Annotated in this window: 25 protein-coding genes; 2 read left to right on the top strand and 23 right to left on the bottom strand. The window is 38.6% G+C overall.

The features are described 5' to 3' along the window. Positions 1–4 precede the first annotated feature (4 nt). The 6 genes from K429_RS0122795 to K429_RS0122770 form a co-directional block, all read right to left on the bottom strand. On the bottom strand, positions 5–1,879 hold the full coding sequence (locus K429_RS0122795) for a hypothetical protein (protein ID WP_029328201.1): 1,875 nt from the start codon (positions 1,877–1,879) through the stop codon (positions 5–7). Positions 1,880–1,886: 7 nt separating this feature from the next. Then, complete coding sequence (locus K429_RS0122790) at positions 1,887–2,408, bottom strand: type II toxin-antitoxin system antitoxin SocA domain-containing protein (protein WP_029328200.1); 522 nt, start codon at positions 2,406–2,408, stop codon at positions 1,887–1,889. A 147-nt stretch (positions 2,409–2,555) separates the two neighbouring features. Next, the gene (locus tag K429_RS0122785; protein ID WP_029328199.1) at positions 2,556–3,011 is read right to left on the bottom strand and encodes a DUF6808 domain-containing protein; all 456 of its coding nucleotides are present in this window, start codon (positions 3,009–3,011) and stop codon (positions 2,556–2,558) included. Then, on the bottom strand, positions 3,008–3,502 hold the full coding sequence (locus tag K429_RS0122780) for an N-acetylmuramoyl-L-alanine amidase (RefSeq protein WP_029328198.1): 495 nt from the start codon (positions 3,500–3,502) through the stop codon (positions 3,008–3,010). The genes K429_RS0122785 and K429_RS0122780 overlap by 4 nt, the downstream gene beginning before the upstream one ends. Continuing rightward, a complete protein-coding gene (locus K429_RS0122775; RefSeq protein WP_029328197.1) occupies positions 3,499–3,951 on the bottom strand; it encodes a phage holin family protein in 453 nt (150 codons plus the stop codon). The genes K429_RS0122780 and K429_RS0122775 overlap by 4 nt, the downstream gene beginning before the upstream one ends. Positions 3,952–4,128: 177 nt before the next feature. Beyond that, a complete protein-coding gene (locus tag K429_RS0122770; protein ID WP_029328196.1) occupies positions 4,129–4,749 on the bottom strand; it encodes a master DNA invertase Mpi family serine-type recombinase in 621 nt (206 codons plus the stop codon). A 76-nt stretch (positions 4,750–4,825) separates the two neighbouring features. On the opposite strand from K429_RS0122770, the gene K429_RS0122765 reads away from it, so the two are divergent. After that, positions 4,826–5,245, top strand: coding sequence for a hypothetical protein (locus K429_RS0122765; protein WP_029328195.1), 420 nt, complete (start codon positions 4,826–4,828; stop codon positions 5,243–5,245). 19 nt (positions 5,246–5,264) lie between these two features. On the opposite strand, the gene K429_RS0122760 is transcribed toward K429_RS0122765, so the two are convergent. After that, entirely contained in the window at positions 5,265–5,843 is a 579-nt protein-coding gene (locus K429_RS0122760) for a hypothetical protein (protein WP_029328193.1), read from the bottom strand. A 113-nt stretch (positions 5,844–5,956) separates the two neighbouring features. Between K429_RS0122760 and K429_RS0122755 the strand changes: the two genes are divergently transcribed. Then, entirely contained in the window at positions 5,957–6,451 is a 495-nt protein-coding gene (locus K429_RS0122755) for a hypothetical protein (RefSeq protein WP_029328192.1), read from the top strand. Between the two features lie 16 nt (positions 6,452–6,467). Here K429_RS0122755 and K429_RS0122750 read toward each other — a convergent pair whose 3' ends face one another. The 16 genes from K429_RS0122750 to K429_RS0122655 all read right to left on the bottom strand — a co-directional run bounded on the left by K429_RS0122750 (position 6,468) and on the right by K429_RS0122655 (position 21,421). After that, positions 6,468–6,986, bottom strand: a complete 519-nt coding sequence (locus K429_RS0122750; protein WP_029328191.1) for a hypothetical protein — start codon at positions 6,984–6,986, stop codon at positions 6,468–6,470. Between the two features lie 62 nt (positions 6,987–7,048). After that, positions 7,049–7,555, bottom strand: a complete 507-nt coding sequence (locus tag K429_RS0122745; RefSeq protein ID WP_029328190.1) for a hypothetical protein — start codon at positions 7,553–7,555, stop codon at positions 7,049–7,051. Between the two features lie 78 nt (positions 7,556–7,633). Next, positions 7,634–8,128 carry a hypothetical protein gene (locus K429_RS0122740; protein WP_029328189.1) on the bottom strand — a complete coding sequence of 165 codons (495 nt, stop codon included), beginning with the start codon at positions 8,126–8,128 and terminating at the stop codon, positions 7,634–7,636. 93 nt (positions 8,129–8,221) lie between these two features. Then, a complete protein-coding gene (locus K429_RS0122735; RefSeq protein WP_029328188.1) occupies positions 8,222–9,127 on the bottom strand; it encodes a hypothetical protein in 906 nt (301 codons plus the stop codon). 5 nt (positions 9,128–9,132) lie between these two features. Beyond that, positions 9,133–10,167 (bottom strand): hypothetical protein, encoded by a 1,035-nt coding sequence (locus K429_RS0122730; protein ID WP_029328187.1) that lies wholly within the window; start codon positions 10,165–10,167, stop codon positions 9,133–9,135. Further along, positions 10,160–10,507: a hypothetical protein gene (locus tag K429_RS0122725; protein ID WP_197031252.1), complete on the bottom strand. Its 348-nt coding sequence runs from the start codon at positions 10,505–10,507 to the stop codon at positions 10,160–10,162. The genes K429_RS0122730 and K429_RS0122725 overlap by 8 nt, the downstream gene beginning before the upstream one ends. A gap of 19 nt (positions 10,508–10,526) precedes the next feature. Then, on the bottom strand, positions 10,527–11,681 hold the full coding sequence (locus K429_RS0122720; RefSeq protein ID WP_029328185.1) for a hypothetical protein: 1,155 nt from the start codon (positions 11,679–11,681) through the stop codon (positions 10,527–10,529). Then, on the bottom strand, positions 11,678–14,566 hold the full coding sequence (locus K429_RS0122715; protein ID WP_029328184.1) for a hypothetical protein: 2,889 nt from the start codon (positions 14,564–14,566) through the stop codon (positions 11,678–11,680). Before K429_RS0122715 ends, K429_RS0122720 begins: the two co-directional genes overlap by 4 nt. Before the next feature lie 79 nt (positions 14,567–14,645). Next, positions 14,646–15,062: a hypothetical protein gene (locus K429_RS0122710; RefSeq protein ID WP_029328183.1), complete on the bottom strand. Its 417-nt coding sequence runs from the start codon at positions 15,060–15,062 to the stop codon at positions 14,646–14,648. A gap of 18 nt (positions 15,063–15,080) precedes the next feature. Next, the gene (locus tag K429_RS29090) at positions 15,081–18,134 is read right to left on the bottom strand and encodes a bacteriocin class II family protein (RefSeq protein ID WP_029328182.1); all 3,054 of its coding nucleotides are present in this window, start codon (positions 18,132–18,134) and stop codon (positions 15,081–15,083) included. Continuing rightward, on the bottom strand, positions 18,118–18,450 hold the full coding sequence (locus tag K429_RS0122700; RefSeq protein WP_029328181.1) for a hypothetical protein: 333 nt from the start codon (positions 18,448–18,450) through the stop codon (positions 18,118–18,120). Before K429_RS0122700 ends, K429_RS29090 begins: the two co-directional genes overlap by 17 nt. A 101-nt stretch (positions 18,451–18,551) precedes the next feature. Then, positions 18,552–19,049, bottom strand: coding sequence for a hypothetical protein (locus tag K429_RS0122690; RefSeq protein WP_029328180.1), 498 nt, complete (start codon positions 19,047–19,049; stop codon positions 18,552–18,554). Then, a complete protein-coding gene (locus K429_RS0122685; protein WP_155923470.1) occupies positions 19,012–19,305 on the bottom strand; it encodes a hypothetical protein in 294 nt (97 codons plus the stop codon). The genes K429_RS0122690 and K429_RS0122685 overlap by 38 nt, the downstream gene beginning before the upstream one ends. A gap of 560 nt (positions 19,306–19,865) precedes the next feature. After that, complete coding sequence (locus tag K429_RS30470; protein WP_155923469.1) at positions 19,866–20,048, bottom strand: hypothetical protein; 183 nt, start codon at positions 20,046–20,048, stop codon at positions 19,866–19,868. Between the two features lie 872 nt (positions 20,049–20,920). Next, positions 20,921–21,223: a hypothetical protein gene (locus tag K429_RS0122660; RefSeq protein WP_029328176.1), complete on the bottom strand. Its 303-nt coding sequence runs from the start codon at positions 21,221–21,223 to the stop codon at positions 20,921–20,923. Positions 21,224–21,229: 6 nt separating this feature from the next. Next, entirely contained in the window at positions 21,230–21,421 is a 192-nt protein-coding gene (locus K429_RS0122655; RefSeq protein WP_025726592.1) for a hypothetical protein, read from the bottom strand. Between the last annotated feature and the right edge of the window lie 131 nt (positions 21,422–21,552).

Below are 21,552 nucleotides of genomic sequence, written 5' to 3'. Positions count from 1 at the left end.
CAGCTTATTCGGCTGCCTTGATTTGTTGTACTTCAAACTTCGATTCACGATGTAATGAGTCTACTACAGTTTCCGTTTGCCCAATCTTATCTATTACTGATTGACTAGTTTTTGATAAAGTAAAAACCAATATAACATATATGGCTATTAAAACTATGCCAGCTATGCAACGACCAGTTTTTAAATATTGACGCCAATTTATCCTCTGAATTAACAATGGCGAAATGAATAAATATAAAGATGCAAAAAGTAATAACAATATTCCAAAGCCAATCGTATTAGCTATTAATTGATACAAATTCAAAGCTGTATTATTTATAAAAATATTCACAATACCAAAGAGGAAAGTGATAGCAGCTGTAAAGATCGCTATTAAATCATAAGCTTTCTTATCAGAAGTTTTAATATCATTTTTTATTTGAGTTATTTCTTTTCTTTCTATTGACAAATCACAACGGAACCTTAAATACTCTTTCGTTCTATTAAATTGTTCCAACCGTTCTTTCAATGTGTTATAGTCAATATACTTCGCATAAGCCGAAGGTACAAACAATTTAATAGATCCATTATCTACACAATACATAGACTCTTCAAATGGCAATTGAAAAGGAAAAAACTGATGAGATCGACTCCACTCATAAGATTCTCTATATAAAATAATCACGCGACTAAGTTCTTCAAGTTTATCTTCTATTAACCTATCATCAAAATCTTCTTTTTCTATGTGAAGTTCAATACATTTAGTGATAGCTTCTATAGCCTTTTCATATGGATGAAAATTTTTCACTCCTGTTTTTGCTTGTATATTCTCTATATGTCTAAGTTCTTCTTTTATTTGCTTTAGACTAGGTTCACATTTTTGTGTATAAAACGAAAAACGGCAATTATGCAAAAAATTCAGCACCGAATTTAATGAAAATTTATTATATTCTTCTATCAAATTGCCAGGATTTATAAACTCTCTCGAATTTCGTTTTATCTGATAAATATCCGAAAACTTTCCAAGAACAAAGTCCATCTTAACAATATCAGACTTGTTAGCAAGATTCTGTTTATAGTATTTCATCAACAAAACAAATGATTTTAGTTCAGGATTTATCCCACTAATATCCTCCAAAAGTTCATTTGCTTTTGATTCAGAATCACATTCTTTTGCAATAAATCCATCATAATACCCAACATCTAAATCTTTAGGATTTATGCATATAGCACTTGATTCAGTATTAATATAAAAAGGAGATTCTTTAATATTGTATATTATAAAATGGCATTTGTGGAGCAATACAGCTAAAACAGACCTTCTTTCAGAGCTACCTTCAGAGATGCATTCCTTCAATCTATCTCTACTTATAAGGAGATTATGAAATTCATCTTCACCAATGGGAAACCGGTAATCAAACAAACATAAAGGAATTGTTATCTCTGAAAATAATTTAAGAATTTTGTCGGTCGACTTAATATTTTTCAATTTGTAGAAACCATATTTGTATTGGTTTCCCTCAGTATTAAATTTATTTTTCGAAATTGTTACAAAATAATTATAATGTTGCAATGCATTATAGATTGAGTAATTCAAATCTCTATATCGTGATAGTAACCTGTCAACCCTTTCACTTCCAGACTCCGAAAGTGATGGAGGAGCATATTCCACTGTCGTCTTGGCTAGAAAGTTATTTAATACATCAAGGAAATTAGGAACATTAATATATTCCCCACTAATAATTGACCTACTTAACAGTATAAAACATGTCTCAAAAAAAAATTCAATTTGAGCACTTTTATCAAAAAAGACAGATTCCTCCTCGCTACTATTGGGAAGCCAAGATTCTGGGAACTCCTCTATGAATTGATTATAACATTGCTCTAATATAAAACTCATCCTTTATTTATTCAAAGTATTTATTCCTATCGTTCCTAATCGATTCTATAGTCATTTTGTAACTTGACATTTCCATTAACCTAGCAAAAGCTATGGATTGTCTCCAACTTTCCCATTTATGTGTAATCTCCACCAAAGAAAAAGCATTTAATAATATAAGATATTTATTTTTCTCTTTTAAGGTATCAACAGCATCCTTTATCCGAGTGTAATCTTCTATTTTATAAGGTAATATCGCATTTTCCTTTTTAACAACAGATCTTTCTGTTACAATATAAGATGGTAATCTTTTATCTTGAATAGCATTATATATATCACTCTCTACTGGCCCATAAGGCAATGCATGAAAATTATTAAAAACATCTAATAAATCACTTGCTCCTTCCCTCTTTGGTGCGGCAGTTAAAAACAAAAGTTTGAGTACGGATAACTTTGAACAGTTCTGAAAATTCATGAATTCTTTACCCTCTTCTTTATACCATTGTTCAAAGAGAGACAACATATAATCAAAGGCAAATATTTTATCCATAATAAAGACTGTATTAAGTTCGTTATTGTAATGCTTATACTATAGTTTTAGTTTGCAAATAAAGCAATTATTCTTTCTTGTTCTATTTTTTGTTAACATTCTTAAGCAAATACTAACATCGCAACTATTAAACATACATACTTGAATCTACCATTGCCATAAATTATAGCTTACTCCAGTACCTATATAAAATCCTCTGGGATAGCCATAACCAACCTGTAGTCCCAATCCCCATCTACGCTTATCTTTCACTTTGACGGTGTGGTATATATCATTCGTCACCGTCTGATATACAGTCTTCGGAAATATCTGCAAACTATCTAACCTCGGCCGATATCCGCTCACCCATGCCCGGTAAAGACTATCCTCGTAATAAGCCTGCTCACGATGAACAACAGTGTCGCCGATACGCATAGTATCTGTTAACCGGAAGACCACTAAAGGGGCCATAGGTGGCGAAATAAGTAAGGTCTCGATCTGGACTACCGTATTTACCTTTGTCTCGGTACGTATTTCTACCGGGAGAGGCTCTTGCGGGCGGAACCAGGCAACCACACAAACCACTGCCAGCAATATAACTAATATCCAAGGCAACTTTTTCATGGCCGTACAACTACATTACGGAGAAAGTTAGAGAACTCACTACGTACATCAAAGCAAGGACACGCCTTAATATACTCTGCTAGCTCAACTTCGCCGCTACCATCAAGGTCTGGCGAAGTGTCCCGGTGACCAAGAAGCTCAATAATCTGGTATTCCTTACAAAGTTTGGCAACCAGTTCTCGAAGTGCGGCCTTTTGTTCAGGCGTCCGGGTATCGGTTGGTTTCCCGTTTGCATCCAGACCACCAATATAACAGATACCAACCGAATGTTTGTTGTATGACACATTCGAGAATCCTTTAGTATTACAATGCGCCCCGTCGACAGAGAGAGGGCGTCCAGTCTCCACAGTCCCATCAAGGTCAATCACAAAGTTATAACCAATCTGATTAAAACCACGCGCCCGGTGCATCTGATCAATGTCTTTGGCCCGTAGGTCCTGCCCGGCACGTGTGGCCGAGCAATGGATGATAATTGCATCAATTGTTCTCATTTCTGTACCTCCTTTATTTTTTCAATTAATTCTAAAGCATCCTTCTCCGATGCACACTTTACGATATTGGCTATCACACCAGGCAACTCTGCCGCATGGCTCCGCTTTCTCTTATTATGTTCCCATACGCTCCGAAACTCAATAATCAAAACTCCAACTGTGATGATAATTGTCATATATGGTAAAATGTACCAAGTGAATAGTAAGCCAAGCGTATCAAACATCAACCCAAATAACATCATACGCCAATAGTCACCAGCTTTGGCAAAGGTCCTGCGGAAACCTTTGCTGTTGATTGGCTCTTTCAAGACACGAGCAGTCTGCACACCATCCCACATGTCGATCAATACAGAGATAAACATTACCAGCCAGCACATCAATGTAACACCAATATGCCGGTAGAAATTAGTCAAGTCTAAAGAGTGTAGAAAATTCCAAATTTCTTCCATTTTTGTCACTTTTGAAATATAAATATTAATACTAATTTTGCATCACTCACAGTAGTTATTAAACTACAAAATCCCGATCCAGCTTGTGAAAGTAGGACGGGATTTATTAAAACAAAAAGCCCATCAACAACACCTAATACGGGCTGTCAATGGGCATAATCGTATATCGCAAAGGTACTAATTATCTTCTAATTTACAAGACTTTTCCTCCATTCTTATAAGATGATTATTAAGGGTTACCAAGTGGCATTTAAGTTTGCGGCAGATAGCAGCCTTTGACTTTCCTTCAGCAAGCATCTTATCAATAAGTTCCGCTTTCTTATCAAGCTTATAGTGAGTGTTTTTTTCACCAGCTTGCCGGCCTAACTTCTTTCCGGAAGCTTTACGCCAGGCCAGTGCTTCTTTAGTTCGTTGGCTAATTAGGTCGCGTTCGATCTGAGCTGACAGTCCGAAAGCAAAAGCGAGTACCTGACTGTTGATATTATTACCAAGCTCATACTTCTCTTTTACAGTCAACACAAAGGTTTCCTTCGTCATGCAAAGATTGAGCATCGACATAATACTCATCAAGTTTCTACCCAAGCGGCTGATTTCAGAGATAACCAAAGTATCCCCTTTCTTCATTTTCCTAAGTAGTGGACCAAGACGACGTTCTTTCGCAGACTTGGTTCCCGTCACCTGTTCTGATACCCATAAATCTATTTTTAAACCTTTCGATTCTGCGAATTTTTCAATCTCGAAACGCTGATTCTCTTTAATCTGTTTATCGGTTGAGATTCGAATGTATGCGTAAATCATTTTTGCCTGTGAAGATAGTGATATCATACAGGGTAAACAAACAATGAATCAAACGTCCGTTAAAAGTGAATAGGATATGAAACTGAATGAAGCGACAAAGGTGAATACTATCAATAATGAGTATATCACCTTACTGGATGCCTCCGGTAATCCTTTACTGATTAATAAATCAGATTTATCTAAGGCTATAAAAAGTCTGATGTTTCCTTCTTGGCAGGTTACATTAGCTCCAGACGAAGAATATGATTTAAAAGTCTCCCATTACGGATTATATATAGTAAGGTCAGGAGATTTAGGCTCAACAGGCTTATTCGTTATTGGTGCAAGACCTGGAGCTGCAATACTCGGATATGATGATTATATATTTTCTTCCGACTTTAATTCTACAGGTAAAATAGTTCTGAGTAAGAAGATACTTAACGGAACTATATTTTTGAAAAATACAAGGGGAAACAATACGAATGTATTCGTAATGCAAATTACAAACTATTTATAGGGGCATTATGCCCCTATAATTATGTAACGTCAATATACGTTGCAGCATCAACTTCATCCTGATTGGCAGCAGTAAAAGAAATACCATCCGAGGAAGATTGGAAAGTATTTAGAATTTTAGCATACACGCCAACGGTATACTGTATTCGTTCCAATATAACTTTAAAAGCTCCAGTATTTTCGTCAGCCCATAACTTAAATTTGGGGACATTAGAGGAAGAAGACCCGCCTATACGGTTTAAAACTATAGTAGGTCTTTTCAGACTCTCAGAGGCCCTATTAATGGACATTAGATAATGACTCATGACACCTCCACCAGATGCGGCTACGGATATTAAGAGGCTTGTGGATTTTGGATTTGTAGAAACCTCAGGTTCGAATATTATCAATGAATTGGAAGCACTCAATCTCTTTTCCATTCTCACTTCATTGGCGGGTTTTAGTCCATTTTTCTCAGTTGTAGCTTCGCTCATTACATTACGAATGGCTTCGGCAAGATTATTCTTGCTGATTCGTACCGGTAGCCCATTACTATCTGTAAGTAGCACAAACTCGCTGCCTATAGTGTTCACTTGGGTGGTTTCGTTTAATTTTCCCATACCTATTCACTTTTAACGGACGTATTTTTATCACTGAATTTTACCCTCAAAACTGTCGGCATAATTCAGAGTAAAAATACATGAATTTGTATGTCCGTTAAAAGTGAATAGGTATGAAAGAGAACGAGATAGCCAGCGGTGTTGCAATAAAGGTGCGAGGCTTAGATACAAACGGCAATAGTATTGTGACAAGTCCTCAGCAAATTGTAGACAATACCAGTTGTCTGCAACTGAAGCAGCTATATGGTACTTATGCTGAGTCATATTACTGCAAGATCGCAACAATGACCCTATCTGGCAGTACAGAAGGCAACCTTGATAATATTGTTTTGGAAATAATCGGAGGTAACGCATACACTGTGCCTAATAGTTTATTATACTTATCGCTGGTATGCCATAGAGAGACGGTAAAGGCCAGCAAGAATAGCATAATAGGTACTTTGAGTATTGGTTATGTCAAAAACGATACTTCGATAGATATATGGGTAAAAACAGCTTCATATTCTAATTCAATTTATGTCTCTATTCTTGGCAGACAAGATCGAAATGCCCTTATAAAAAACGTATATCAAAAGGATGTGCCAGAAGGATATATAGAGATTAATTAATAGGGGCACAATGCCCCTATACTTTAATCAATCCCTCAGGGACTTCATTATTCGTTTCCAACTTAATTATTCCCCCATGATTATCAATAACAGATAAATTGAGCGATCCACCGGAACTCGATTCATATCCCCATACTTCCCGTGTCTCATTTACGTCTCTGTAATACAATCTAAAAGTTGTATTAGCCCCTTGTACATTGATTAATTCCGGTAAGTAACCCTTTCGACAAGATATCATTCCAAGAGGTAACTTTCCTAGAGGACTACCGCTTGCTATAAGAAACTGGCAATTAGCATAATAAACCGTTAAGTTACATAGGTGAATATATTTTTCTGCTAAATAATATTGCATACTTCGTTTAAACAGGTCAACGGATGCCAATCCCTTTTGTTCCTTTGTAGCTTCAGACATTACCAACCTAATTACTTCAGCAAGGTCAGCTCTATTTATACGTACTGGATTACCATTAGGATCTATTAAGGCGATATATTCACTATTGATACTATTTACCTGTGTACTTTCATTTAATTTCATACCATTCACTTTTAACGGACGATAGGTATGAAGCAATTAGGGGATATTTAAGCTTCCACTTTTTAGAATGTAAATTCTTTGACATAGTATTCCGCATCCGGTTCTTCTGAAACTTCTACCGGTGTCTGAAAAGTAAATCCAATATTATTGCTGTAAGCAAAGTCTATATCGTTCTTTCCATTCGAACAGATATAAATGTCAAGCATTCCATTTTCTGTAGTCGAACTTTTGTATAGTAATCGCACTTTACTAATACATTTACTGGAGACTCCTAATTGAACAACGTTCTGCAATTTGCTGTAGCCATCTAACGCAATGTAGAATAATTGGGAACAAGGAGCATTATTCGTATATCGACTTCCTACATTGAGCAATACTGAGCTTGCCATATAACATCTACGACTTATAGCGATTCTATACCACTTGCCATTAAGAGCACCTGCCATAGAGAATGTACCGCATCCTCCTGACTTTGCAATTTCTTTAGGGGTGGTCACTATACTGTTGCCATTAGCGTCTATTCCTCGCACCTTAGTAGCTGTACCATTATTCAATTCATTCTCTTTCATACCATTCAGTTTTAACGGACGACAGAATGGATAATATTCCAGAGGCAGATGTAAGATGAAAGTATGTAATAAAAATCTTTACCATATAGGCTGTATTGCATCTTCCGGTGGTGTTTCAATAATCATCGGAAATTCTGCATTACCATGTAAGATGGTTATACATGATGCCTTACTACTAACGCAGGAATCTTTGGCCCATATGGATATTGTTCCATTCTCATTTCTGTATTTTACATTGGGATTATACAATTCACCGGCTTTCCCTATAAGTTGCTTAAAATCAGAATGCATGATCTGATCATCATAATTAACTGCATATCCCACAATTATACTTGCCGGTTGATTAGTATAACATATCATATTTAACAGAAACGAGCAATTCATACCACGCTTTATTTCCATTATTTTGAGCCATCGGGCACCAGTTCCAAAAGGAAAGAAAATCCGTTTAAACATTCCTATGCTTTCTAATGCAGTCATTAACTCACTTGGAGTTGACACTATACTATTACCATTAGCGTCTATTCCTCGTATCTTGGTAGGTACACCACTACTTAACTCATTTTCCTTCATACCATATACTTTTAACGGACGTCTAAATTATATCAAAAAACGCCCAAATTCAACATTTAATTTTTAATCTCGTTTTGTTTAATTTTATTCCAATTAAGAAGTGGGATAACTTTTTGTAACTACCCCATCTCTTAAAAAAGTAATCCCAGATATAGGACTTATCGTCATATCATAAAAGACATCTATTCCCTTAGCCCTAAGAGCTATTGATCCGGGAGAAACGTCGGCTAAAGCTGTTACGACACCAGAAGACATAATCCTTTGCATACGTAGCCTTGGTATACTTGTTATCTCTCCGTTCCATTCTGAATCCATGAATGACATAGTCAGAACCTCCTGCTCGGACTGATTATACATTTTGATGGAATTTGTTTCAGGATCAATTACAACACGCTTACCGTTAAACGAAGTTTCGATACGACCAACGATTTCAATATCACCGTTTTCCTTTATTTTGAAACTATTGTTTGGAGAGCGGATATTCTTGAAAACACCTCCATTCACTTCGACATTATTACCCTTAAACAAACCAATGGCAAAATCCAGAAGAAGATTAGGAGTAAAAGTTCCCATATAGAACTCTTTATAATTCGAAGTCGAATTACCGTCAGCATCAACACCTTGTTGTGAGAACATATAATCTCCTGAAAAGACAGCACTCGCCAATTTTGCGAAGTTAGCCATCAATATTTCTACATAAATAGCCTTATAACTTTCAAAAGGTATCCAAGTGGCTTTGGTGCCATTGACTGCATAATCCTTTTGAGGATTATTAATATTTGATGGAACACCATGACCGATCCAGGTGGTAATCTGATTCATCACATAATAGATACCATTATATAGTACATAAGGGGCGACCATATCCGTACATATATAATCCGTATGTAAGTCGTATTCACCTGCCGGATAAGGAAGCTGGCCACGAGAACCTTTTGCACCATCCTCAGGAGCTGCTGTAACATTAAAGGTTGATGCTACTATCTGTTTCTTTGCCATAAGATTTAAGATTTAGTTCCTTGTACATAGCCGGTAATATTACCCCCTGCACCCTTCACATCGGTATAGGTAAGTTTACATCCGGTTGTGGTAGGCGCATTGGCCGGAGTAAAAGCGGTACCGTCAGCTTTCGTAAAAGTAGTCTTGAATGTAAAGCCGGTTACTTCTTCACCTGTACCAGTCTTCTTAACCTTATATGTCGCAGTTACCTCACTGGTAGCACCGCTGCTGGTAAGAAACGTAGGCCCACTGAAATTAACAGCCAAGAATAACGGATCAGTTTCATCACTCACTTCACCGATTGCAATAGCAACCACCTCACCACTGATAATAAATTCAGCTCTTATACTTAGCTTGGAATCGATATCATCAGCCACTAATGAAACACTGTTAGCGGTTGACCATGCTGTGGTGGAAGGCATCTTATACCATTTCAGGGAGTAGTTACTTTGGGGAACTAATGAACCGCCTTTATAGAGTTCCTGATCCACTTTAACGGTAGCTGTATCACCATCAATAATACCACCATCGGAAGGATAAAGGAAACCGTAATAGGCAGAATTACTAAATTCTGAGATGGCAAGAGGTATCTCAGAAGTGTAGCCAAGATTATGCCCGGAAGCCTCAATCTCACCATCCATGCGGATAGTATCTGCATCCATGTTAGAAGCGGAAGCAAGATTTCCTACGATCTTCAGAGCCGGTACATTCACGGAGCCATTATTGTAAGTAGTGGTTTGCATCTTACCGGCTACGGCAGCCGGAGCGGTAGCTAACCCGGAAGCGTTGAATGTTATAAGTGTATTGTTATAATACCATTTCTCGGAACCAGAAACAATCGACTTGATCACATTCTCATTGCCTGAGCGCATGACCGGATAGATGATAGGTTGATTAGCCGCTACACTCCAGTCCGGTACGCACTTACCCGTATCCTTCTGATACATCTGTACAAGCGGCTTCGTAGATCGAATATTCCCCTGTGCACTATCACCATCAATAATCATACCGATATAAAAAGAACCCGCAACATCACTCATCCTGTACCTCCTCTCCGTTAATTGAGTTATCTTCCGCCACAGGTTCTTTATCACTGTCCTGAACCGGCAAAGAATCCTCAGCAGGTAATTCACTATTGTTTTCATTCTGTACCTCCTCTCCAATTTTATTTCCACCGGCTTCGATTAGCTTGGCGGCTTCCTGTTCAGTAAGAACCTGCCCGGCAATGCCTTTCACATATTCTTCCGGCTCGAACCTGACCATGCGCAGATCACTTTCGTTAATGATAAACTCCCCGTCAGCAGTCCGATGGCGGACATCAATCACACCGGCACGACGGGCGATATCGGCGGACACTTTTAAATACTTCATTTCTCTCATACCCATATAAATTAAATTGTTAGCCTCTGGCTATTATTACTTCATTGGCGCCTGTACGGATGGGATCACCACTCTTGGTAGTAAGCACCGTATAAGGGCCTATCTCGTAGACTTCAGGATAAACAGACATCTGCAGGCCACCACTCAGGCGTAAGCTGCCGGCTGTAACCGATATCGAACTACCGTGTCCGATTTCCGTAGCAGTCGCACCCGCAGCAGACGACTTCTTAAACCACTTCACAAAAAAGTATTTATTGATCTGGTCCGTTGTCAGCTCCTCTTTATTCGTCAGTATCTTCACATAAAAAGTCATGTTGGCCATTCCCTGACGAATGGTATTGCCATTCGGACTATAGACAAATGCCTTAATCGGAGGAATCTTATAAACTATGGCCGTCTCAGCCATCAAAGTATCATCCGTAGGAGCTGACGGCTTGGTTCCGGTATAATAAGCCGCGCGGCAGCGGATAACGCTCATATATGTATTGTCAGCATCAATACGCAAAGTATTGGTACCCTGACCGGATACATATTCAATATTCAGGTCAGAAGAGTTGATAAGGGTTTCCTCTCCGTTCTCGACTTTGTACCACCAATATGCTACATTGGCATCCGCTACCGTCTCGCTGCCCATTTTCAATACAGCAGTGATATCTATGTATTGGTTATCCTTCAAAGGATTATAGGTTATCTTGGCAGGTTGGTTAACACTCAATGAAAGCTGGTCATCACTCTTCTGTATAGAGTTCAGAGTGAATGTATCGGTATATACCAACGTGTTTTTATTTCTGGAATCCACATAGGTAGCCCGGCAAAGAATCTGCACAGGAGTAGTTGGCGAAACATTCTTCTTCACAAGCAATGTTCCGTCAGCATTCAGTGTATAATTGCTATTCTCCGAGGTAATCTGAGTGCTCTCACTGTTTTCATACCAGGTGACAGTCAGCTGACTACTTTTATCCCCATTACTGATAATCTTATCCGGATCGACAATACTGAGGAATGCCTTTAGCTTCATCGGGGTAATGGTTCGATTCGGGATGAAGGTGTTAGCATTCGTGTAATAAAACTGTGTCTTACTACCTCCACCATCTATTACAATACAAAAACTCGCCTTCAGAGGCGTATAACTGGTTCTGACCGGCTGCGGTTGAACCGCGGTTTTAATTTTCATACAATTATGCTATTTTCGATATTAATACTCTCAATACCGTCACGGACGTATGCCGTACAGGTGAATTTCACTTTTCTTGTAGCACCCCAATTGGAAGGCATGTCCTCGTTTGTCAGGTGCAGTACCCGCCCGTTATTGGCGTGAGCGACCGACCAGGCATTATCTTCCGTCACCTGACCACTATCACGAGTCCATGACCAGTCACCGGGCAACACATCCGCAGAGATATCATTATAGCCCCAATAGACAATAGGGGTAAATTCCGCATTGACCTTACCGGCAAAGAAGTTATAACCGTTACTGGATGAGAATTCAAGGGTTAGTTCTGAGTTACCTTCAATCTGCGCCCAGTCGGTTGCATTCCATTTGGGTTCTTGAAGTGTGCCGGTAGACAGACACATCCATTTACAGCCGACATGATAGACCGCATCATAAACTGTGTCTGTAGACTGATAGGGATTGTTCACAGCATCCTCAGATGACCACGGACCCCGATTATTCTCAGAACGAACTGGTGTACCCTGATAGTCTATACGCAATAAGTCCTGTATAGCGATACCACGACAATAGATATAGCTATGTCGGTAGTTTATAGGCAGGTTGTCAAATAGTGACAACTGCTTTAACTTGCCTATAATGATGGCATAGTTATTCTCTTCCAGTATAGGTTTCGTTACTCCATCGAGCATACAGATACACTTCTCACGGGAAGATAGGTACCAATATGCCTGACGATCTTCGTTCACCGGATTACCACGATGAGATAATATCATTAGCGGCTCCGGCGGGTAGTTTTTGCCTCCTGGAACTTCATCGTCCGGATACATGACCGCAGTGATGGTATTAGATACTGTATTCACGTTAAGGACACGCAGCCAGGAAGTATAGTAATCTCCGGTACCTGAAGCAAGATTATTCACCATGCCGTAAACTACATCATTCTCGTCCAAGGCTGTGAAATCATTCTCCCAACGTTTACGAAGCGGTAAACGATAGGTACCATCTTCTAATAGTTCGACACTCTCAATCGTGCCAGATTCGGAAAATGAATAATCACTTTCCATAGCTGAAAGGCGATTAAAAATTATCTCCAAAACGGTCAGCGATGACCGCAACTCCATGCGGTCAGCCTGTATCCTCCCTTTATTATCCGCGATTATGCCCTTGCCCGCAGTTAGTGAGTCTATGGCTTCGCCAACCTCTAGTCCTCCTAATAACCTCAATAGGTAATTAGTGAAATCTAGTTTATCTTTACGAAGAAACATTGATAACGAACGCAATGCCGAGAACACATTGCTGTCAGTTGCAGGAGTGGAGTCATTCCTTCTTATCACATATACACCACTACCGCTTCCACCTGTATAAACCTGTCCTTTGAGAGTGAGATTTTCCACCTTGTCCTCTAGTTCCCCGATGCGGGAATAGGCAGCAGTTTCCCCGACAGTATATACGGGGGAATCATAAGGCTTATCAAGGTTGAATTCGAACCCGATAACCCTCGACAGCCTTCCGTTTTCGAAATAGGCTTTGTTTATGAGGTTCACCCTTTGACCGATACCGTAGAGATTATGCATTCCATCCTCGCTGTATGCGTTATCGGACATCATCGTGCAGTTGTAGGTGTTCGGGTCTATCTTAGATTTGGCAATGTACTTTTCAGCCTCTTCCTTCAGTTCCCGTTCGGCAGCGGATACAAGTCCTAATTCTGTTATTTTGGTTGAATCCCAACCTGACAAAACGTAGGTATCGCCGTCTTCGGGGATGAGCACCTCATCGGGTAACGGGCGACCGTAATCCTCGTTTCGGACAATTTCCCAAAGCTGTTCATCCTTACCGTCGGGATCAAAGGTTACAGCGAACACCATACCGTTCAATTTACCCGACTGGAAGATGATTGTCAATTCCTCACCGGGGAGGATATAATCTTTGGAGAAAGTTATCCCTGTGTCCTTGAAACGGTAAGCGTCCCACTTCTTTTCGGTAGTCGTTCCATCAGCATTCTCAATGGTTTCGGTATATTCCTTGGTAGTGATGTCCGACATAGTTCCAACTCTCCGGGGATAGACTTCATCGAAGATAACCACTTGCTCGATAGCTTCCTCTGTACTCATTTTCGGATAAGCATCTATGTACGGAGTTCCTTCGGGTAGCATCAATCTTTTTTGCACCACACCATTTACCACCACCGCTTCGTCAACGGGACGGTAGTTGGCAGGAATGTTCCTTGTCGAGCCGAAAGTATAGATACGGGTGGCATAGGTTGACTGGGATTCGGAGCGTGACATTTCCCCCACGTTCTTAGCGATTTCCATATTCACGTAGTCGCCAAACTCGCATTTACCGAAGTGGATAATATTGTCTGTCATCCAGCACTCGCAATCCCATTTCTTCGCCATTTCAAAACAGGCATCTAAGATATTGGTGTTATCATAAGTCATTAACAGAGACTTGTTCTCGACCGTACTGTCAATGGAAAAATCAAAATCCTGTCCTTTGTAAGTATAACCAAGAGCTTTCAAGTTTCTCAGGACTATACTTGCTTGTACGTTGAGTGGAGCAGTCAGACTCCAGGACGCTTCCTGCCCAGATGTCTCCGGGGTATATTTGAAGATTTTATTTTTCCATTTCCAGTAGTGAGCATCAAGTCTTAGTTCATAATCATAGCCTGCGTTATCGGTATTGAAGGTAGGACTCTGCAAATCGCACACTTCAAATAGTCCAAAGTCGCATTCAACGTAAGTTCCGAGCTTGAAGTATATGGGATTCTCCAAAGAGAATTTCAAAAGTATGTAATCCTCTTTTTGGAGCGTAAGCTTCCGCTTGCAACCTTCGTTGGGAGGGGTTGAAAGAAGAATGGCACTGGATATGTCTTTGATATCTATCATACCTCAAAGGTCGGAAATAAAAGAAAGAAGCCCTAACTTTTAGGGCTTCCTGTTGTGACATTAGAAATAAGGTCACAAATTAAGTTCTATTTGCCGGATTCGGCTCCGAAAATTTACTTGAAATCTTACCAAAAGTCCTATCTAAGCTCTGAGCATAAGTGACACTCTTGCCAGTATAAATAAGATGGTAAACCTCGCTACTATTGGTTGGGACTTGAATATCAACCGCACCTTTATACAGTTCATCAAAGAAAGCTTTCTTCTTTGCTTGATAATCTGACTGAGAATTACCCTCGATAGTGAACGAAAGAGTTATTTCCCGCTCATCAACCTTAGGATTATTGATTATTACCCGTTTCCCATGTTCAAGTCGGCTTTTATTCTCAATAAAGTCTTTCATGGGGACGGCTGCCCCAATTACATCAAGAAACCCCTCTCCCATTCTTACACCCCATGTTGTGTAAGCATCCTTGTTGTTGATTAACAGCTCATTCATTAGTAAATCTGCCATAACTTATAATTTTGATGTATTCTTTTTTACTTCTACTATTTCAGAAATCATTCTAGGACTATTCTTAGAAACAACTTGTATCCCTTCTCTTATCTCCTGTCTATCAAGATTGCCTTCAACTTGTAAAGTCCTCATTTCATTAACAATACCCCTTAGAGCAGAGACTTCCAATGTCAAAACATCTATTTTTTCATCCGGAAATACAATATTAACTTGCGACTGATAGCCACTTGCGATACTTTCTCTCGTTTGTCCTGCAATATCAGGTACATTAGCCATTAATCTTGGAATATCTTCATTTGTCAAGTCAAGTAATGACATTTTTTCATTGATGGATGAAAGTAGGCCAGTTTGTGCTATTGATTGATTCTTTATTTCTTCCCCTGCAATCTGTAAAGCAGTAAACCGACCGTTTAATTCTTCGCCAGTATCTTGAGACATGGTTTGAAATCCCCGGGAAGAAGAATCTTGTGAAGTAGAAATATCGGAACTCCATCCAAAAGCATCAGCCATTGCATCACGTTCAGCCATAATTTGCTCAGCTAACGCTTTTTGGGAGGCTTTCAATTCTGCCGATTCTTTAACAGTCAGGTCAAAAACACCATCTCCATCACTATCTGATTTTGCAGCCCAATCATTATATAAGGCTTCGATTTTAGCACGGTACTTATTCGCCACAAGGTTTTCTAAAATGGCATTCTTCAAGTATTCTCCGAAATCATCAGCCATATCTTTACTACTCTTATTCATATCGGAAAGAGTAGAAACAAAACTGTCATAGAAAGAATCGAAAGAAACTCCGGTCATTGTTTCCTGAAGTTTTGTCTTCATATCCTCTATCTCGTCAGAACAGTCAATAATGTTTTGCAAATACCCTTGTACATCACTGTCCAACTTCGCCCAGAACGTAGGCGCTTCTTCCTGTAGACGTTCCAATTGTTCCGCTGTAAGAGAAAATAGCCCAGTCATACGACCGTCAGCAACCGAGTTGTAATCGAATCCAATAGACTGTGCCGCTTTACGAAGTTCATCCCACCCTTGGCTTGACATTCCTTTTCTCTGACGAACGCCAATGGAGTGAGAACCTGCACTCGCCCCTGCATTAAGCCTCTCTACTCCAAGTGCAACATTGCTTTGAGCTTTCTTATTCAATAAGTCCAGAACTTCTTGCCCAGCCTTACGTGCTTCATCGCCATAAGATATATCTATATATTTCTGCTTTTTACTAATAAGCGTGTCCCAAACATCAATAAGTGCCCCATATTCTTCTTTCATTTTATTATAGGCAGAATAATCAGCACCAAGGATACCGATTAATCCTGATGCCATGCCTATTGCTCCACCAATAACTGCTCCCCAAGGTCCACCTACAGACGCACCTGTTGCCGCATAAGAAGCGGTACTACTTAAAACAGAAGTAACCTTACCAGCCGTACTGTCTGATTTTACACCCAAATCTCCAAGAACGCCATCCAACTCTCTCACAGCTGATGCTATACCACTGAACCCCTTAGAGGTACTTTCAAAATCATTATTCTTAAATCCCTCTTGAATCTGCTTGAATGGATTATCCTTATCAAGCATCTTTTTGAATTTGTTTACTTGAGAGGAAAGATTTGACGTAAACTTGTTTAAGGAAGAAGGGTCAGACATAGCATCATTTATTGCTTTCACAGTCTTCTCATTATCCTTAAATAAGTCGGGTATTTTTGCTCCCTCCACCCCATTCATGTAATCAACAAGTTCTTGAATATCCTCTATTATACTCCTTATTGACGATGAAGAACGATTTGAGAAATCTGTGAAAAATTTACTCCATAATTCTGAATCTTTCATCAATTCATCATCCAGACTATCAAGATCTTCTTTTCTCTGGGCAATAAAAGTGGATTTTTCAACACTCCCCTCTTCTGCGTCCGCAATCTGCTTATCATATTTATCCATGATAGCTTTGCGTTTTTCCTGATATTCTCCATACTTAATATAATACTCATTCCAAGCATCATCTTGCTTATCTTGATACTCTTTTAAGTTCTTTTCGAAAGCGGCTATTCCACCTTTATACAATTCATTAAATGGTGTATTCTCATCCTTAGATAGTGTAATCCCACTTCCATCAAAGAACTTTCCTTTATTTTCCGGATTAGCATCCCATGCAGTACGGGCATCCTCAATCTTCTTCCGCAAAGCATCCTCTTTCTGTCGGTCGATAGTTTGCATCTCCTTTTCAAAGTTGAGTTCCATTTCAGCAATGGTCTTGGCCGAACCTTCATCCATTGCTTTTATACGGGCTTCATCAACTTTCATTTGTAAGTCTTCAGCAGAGCGTTGTTGCTCTAACGCTTGTTTGTCGAGAAGAACTTTGTATTTCTCTTGCTCCTTACGAAGCTTTTCGGCAGCAGATTCTTGCTTGGATGCATTATTGTCATAAACATCTATTCCCGCCTTCTTTAAGATATCATTGATTTCCTTCTCAACTCCAATCTGAAGCTCACTCCATTTTTCAGCTTCATCTTTTAGTGCTTTAATTGTCGCATCTTCATCTATAGAGTTTTCCAAAAGTTGCCTTGTTTCATCTGCTTTATTTTTATCGAAAGACAGCTTTCTGATAGGTATCCCATTCTCATATTCAATATTGCTAGATATTGCTGATATTCCACTTTGTAATGTTATGTTATTTTCTCTCTCTTTGAAATATTGCTCCCATTTCTCCTGCGCAATCTTACCTATAGCTGCAGCTTTTGCCCTCTGCATTATTGCATTTGTTACCGCATCAGATTGATTTATGAAGATATTCTCTGCATCAGATACACCATTAACAGCCAATCCGAGCAGACGGAACGAATCCTTATTCTCTAAAATGAATTTTTGCTTATCTTTTAAACTGCTCCCCAACAATTCATATTCTTTTTTTAGTTTTTGGTATGTAGTCATTTGAGTTGAAGCAGTTGATGCAAATGATTGCATATAAGATTCTTGCATTGCTTTTGCTGCTTCCACCTTTCTATTAATTTCTTCCTGTGCTTTAGCTCCTTCTTTATTAGCTTTGATAAGCAAAAGCCATTCCTCCTACAAGTGTTAAAATTGCCGTCCCAAGTAGAATATACGGGTTCACTTTTGCCACTGCATTTAATGCTTTTTGAGCTACCACCTCCGACCATGTAAGCGCTATGAGTTGTGATTTAGCTTTAGCTTCCAAGGCTTGTGAGGCAATTAATGCTTTTGTCTGTAAATCCTCAACAGCACGCATTAATATACCAGTTTTCTTAACCGTGTTATAAGTGGTTTCCAATCCTACAATAATACCTAACAAAGACTGAATCTTGGTTTGAAGCATTATCATCTCTTCGCTTTTCTGATTAAAAAAGCCCATTATCCCTACAACTAAAACTTGCAGAACCAGCTATTCCTTGCAGTCCGGTTTTCAATACCAAAAGATTCTTATTTGGATTAGAAAGATACTCCATTTCCGCATTAACAAGAGCCATTTGTGTACGCATTTTTGCGACTTCTTGCCCTACTTTGTTGATATTGAGCTGTATCTTGCAGCCCAGCAGAGCGCATCTGCACCAATTGCTCTCGCGCATCCAAAATAAGAGCGCGAGTACGAGCATGTTTCTCATTGCCTTGCTCTATTACAGTATTCAGTTCAGCTTGTCTCTTTCTCTGTTCTGAAATTTGCGATGCTATCTCTTTACTCTTTTGGCTTACACCATCAAGTAGTGGTTTGAATCTTTCTAATTCGCTTGAAATAAGAGCCGTTGCCCCATCACCAATAGGGACACGTGTCATACCTTTCTCTTGTGCTGTATATAATCTATCAAGTATAGATTTATAAGATGCTATTTGCGCCGCTAATGTATCGTAATACTTGATATTTTCGTTTAAATCCTTTATCAAACCTTTCAGCTCCGTTTTGGCACTCTTGACAGCATCAGAAAGAAGAGTTTGTAGCTTGCTTGTATTGTTCAATAGCGCTTACATTGTTTGTCTTTATTGCCATTGCCAACTTATTCCATTCTTCTTGCTGCTGTCTAATTTCCTCTTTTTGAACACGAAGTTGTTCAGTCAATTCGGTATTTTTAATGCGAAGGTCTTCCAATTGTTGTATTGGCACATTATTAGAAGTAGAGCCATCAATGCCTGCCTTTACCGACTTGTAATAAAGAAGACATAGATTCCACTTTGCCAATAATTCATCAAAATACTTATTGAGGTTATTACACATCTTCATTAGTTCCGCATCGAATGAAATTAACGATCTGACGATATTCCGTTTATTGCTTCAGAGACTTTTTGTTTTTGCAATCATCATTTCACCTTCCACTTTAGCAATTTTCTGTACCAAAGTGTCATATTGTTCCATGAGAGATTTTAATCGAGCTTCGAAATTTTCTTTAATATCAAGATTTACCCTAATATCAATGCTCTTTAATTCCTTTTTAACACCAGCTATTCAGCTTTCACCTGCTGCAACTTTTTAATGTCCTCAGACATGTCCGCAATTATTCCCGCCATAATTTATTTAATTAATTTCCATAACATTAAAACTCCTGAATCAAGACATTGAACCCCTTGCTTGACACATGATTTGCATATTCCATCCCAGCAACCAGAACGAAAGAATACCCAGATGAACTAACTTTTCGACCTTGCGAACTCCAAACCTTCCTTAGAACCATGGGAACCATCACCGAATTTTCCTTTAGCCCCAAAATGAAAACCTTGTTTTTCCATCTTTGGTGGTAAATTCCACCTTTTGCATATTGTTTACCACGCCCTTGAATCTTATAGAAAACCACCTTCTTTGATGATTTTCCCGTTATATGCAATAACATATCCGATGGAACTCCTTAAATCACCTGTAATATTTTGATAGTTTCCATCCACAACAGCCTTACTGAACAGCTGCTTCACCAGCTTGTATAAGACGGTCAATGTAGTACTGCTCAATCCTCTTTTCAAGTTCATTCAGTCCTGTTATATCTCCTTTAAATTCCATAGGCCTTTTATCTTCAAAATTACTATACTCATTAATCCATGATGAATTTTCATTCATCGAATCCATGACATTCAGGAAAAAGGTCACAAATCTATTTCAGACATTCAAAATCAAACCTCTCTCCTACCGATTCTTCTTAATTCTTTACCCCAATGCCAAACAACCAGACGATGTTACAGATTTCCTCAAAAGTAATCACTCAACAACTTTACTATAAGAATTTCCAACCCAAAGATTTCACTACAACCGAGCTGTGAAAGAATTGGTATAAAAGTAAAGGAAGCAAGTTTTAAAAAACCTTTTTAGAACGAACTATATACGACAATAAAAGAATTGTCGTGAAATAATTTGGGAGTAAATAGATTTTGAAGTAAATTTGTAAATTGTTTAATTAAAAATATACGATTATGGAAAACATGCAAAATTTTATTGGATGGATAATAATTATTTTTGGCGTTTTACAAATTATCCTGTTCTTCAAATATGGATAATGACAGATGATGTGACTAAAATAAAAAATACAATTCAAGCAAAATGGATACCCTAATGGGATTTCCCCAGCTAAATTTGAGCTCGCAATGGGGAATATAGAAAAAGCTAAAGAATTTAGCAACAAGAGAGTTTATTTCAGATATTTATAAAATATATTCAAAATGTATTAAAGTCTGAAAATGAAGAATATGTTAAGCGCTTTAATGTTATAGAGCAAGAATACAGAGCCAAATTCGATAACATTTCATCTTTTAATTGACTTTTGAAAAATTTTCCACATACGATAAAGCCCAAAAGATATTTTGTTAAAATAACAATAGCGCATACCAACCTAATGACATACATTCTGTTAAAAGGCAGCCCTTGATGTCGTGCAGAGACTGCCTTTTGATAATCGTGTTAGGTCGTCAGAACCCCCAACCTCTACTTGTGTATAATCATTGCCAATAATATAGCTTACATCACGAGAACATTCATTCAGCCTTGAAACTGTATCATCTAAGCAGTCCCATTGTCCGGCATCCCTTAGTTCTTTTTCATCCATTGCATCCGAAACAATATTTCGAGCTTGGCTTATTAGGCACATTGCTTTCAATAATTCAGAGTGAATAGCGTTGTTCTTTACTTCTTCGATGTTGATTTCTGTTGCCATAACCGTTTATTTTTTATGTGTTAGTACTTTACAAACTCTATCATAGACATGTGTCTTCTCAAATCTATTCAGTATTGATGCTTTCCCAGCCCCAAAAGCCAATTCACCATTTTTAAACTGATATACGTTAATCCAACCGCCTACTGTATTATACCGGTAAATTCTTACTTCTTGGTTTTCAGCTATTAACTCTAACATAACCGTTATATTTTATGTGTTTATATTTTTAATGGAAAAAATCTCTCATTTGTTACTTCTGAACAGCCTGTAACCGATGTACAGGCTGCCGATAATCAGTGTCATTTCGATCATGCTGATTGATTTTGCTT

This window comes from Bacteroides sp. 14(A) (assembly GCF_000526555.1).
Taxonomy (GTDB): domain Bacteria; phylum Bacteroidota; class Bacteroidia; order Bacteroidales; family Bacteroidaceae; genus Bacteroides; species Bacteroides cellulosilyticus.
This window is presented reverse-complemented; position numbering and strand designations above follow the sequence as displayed.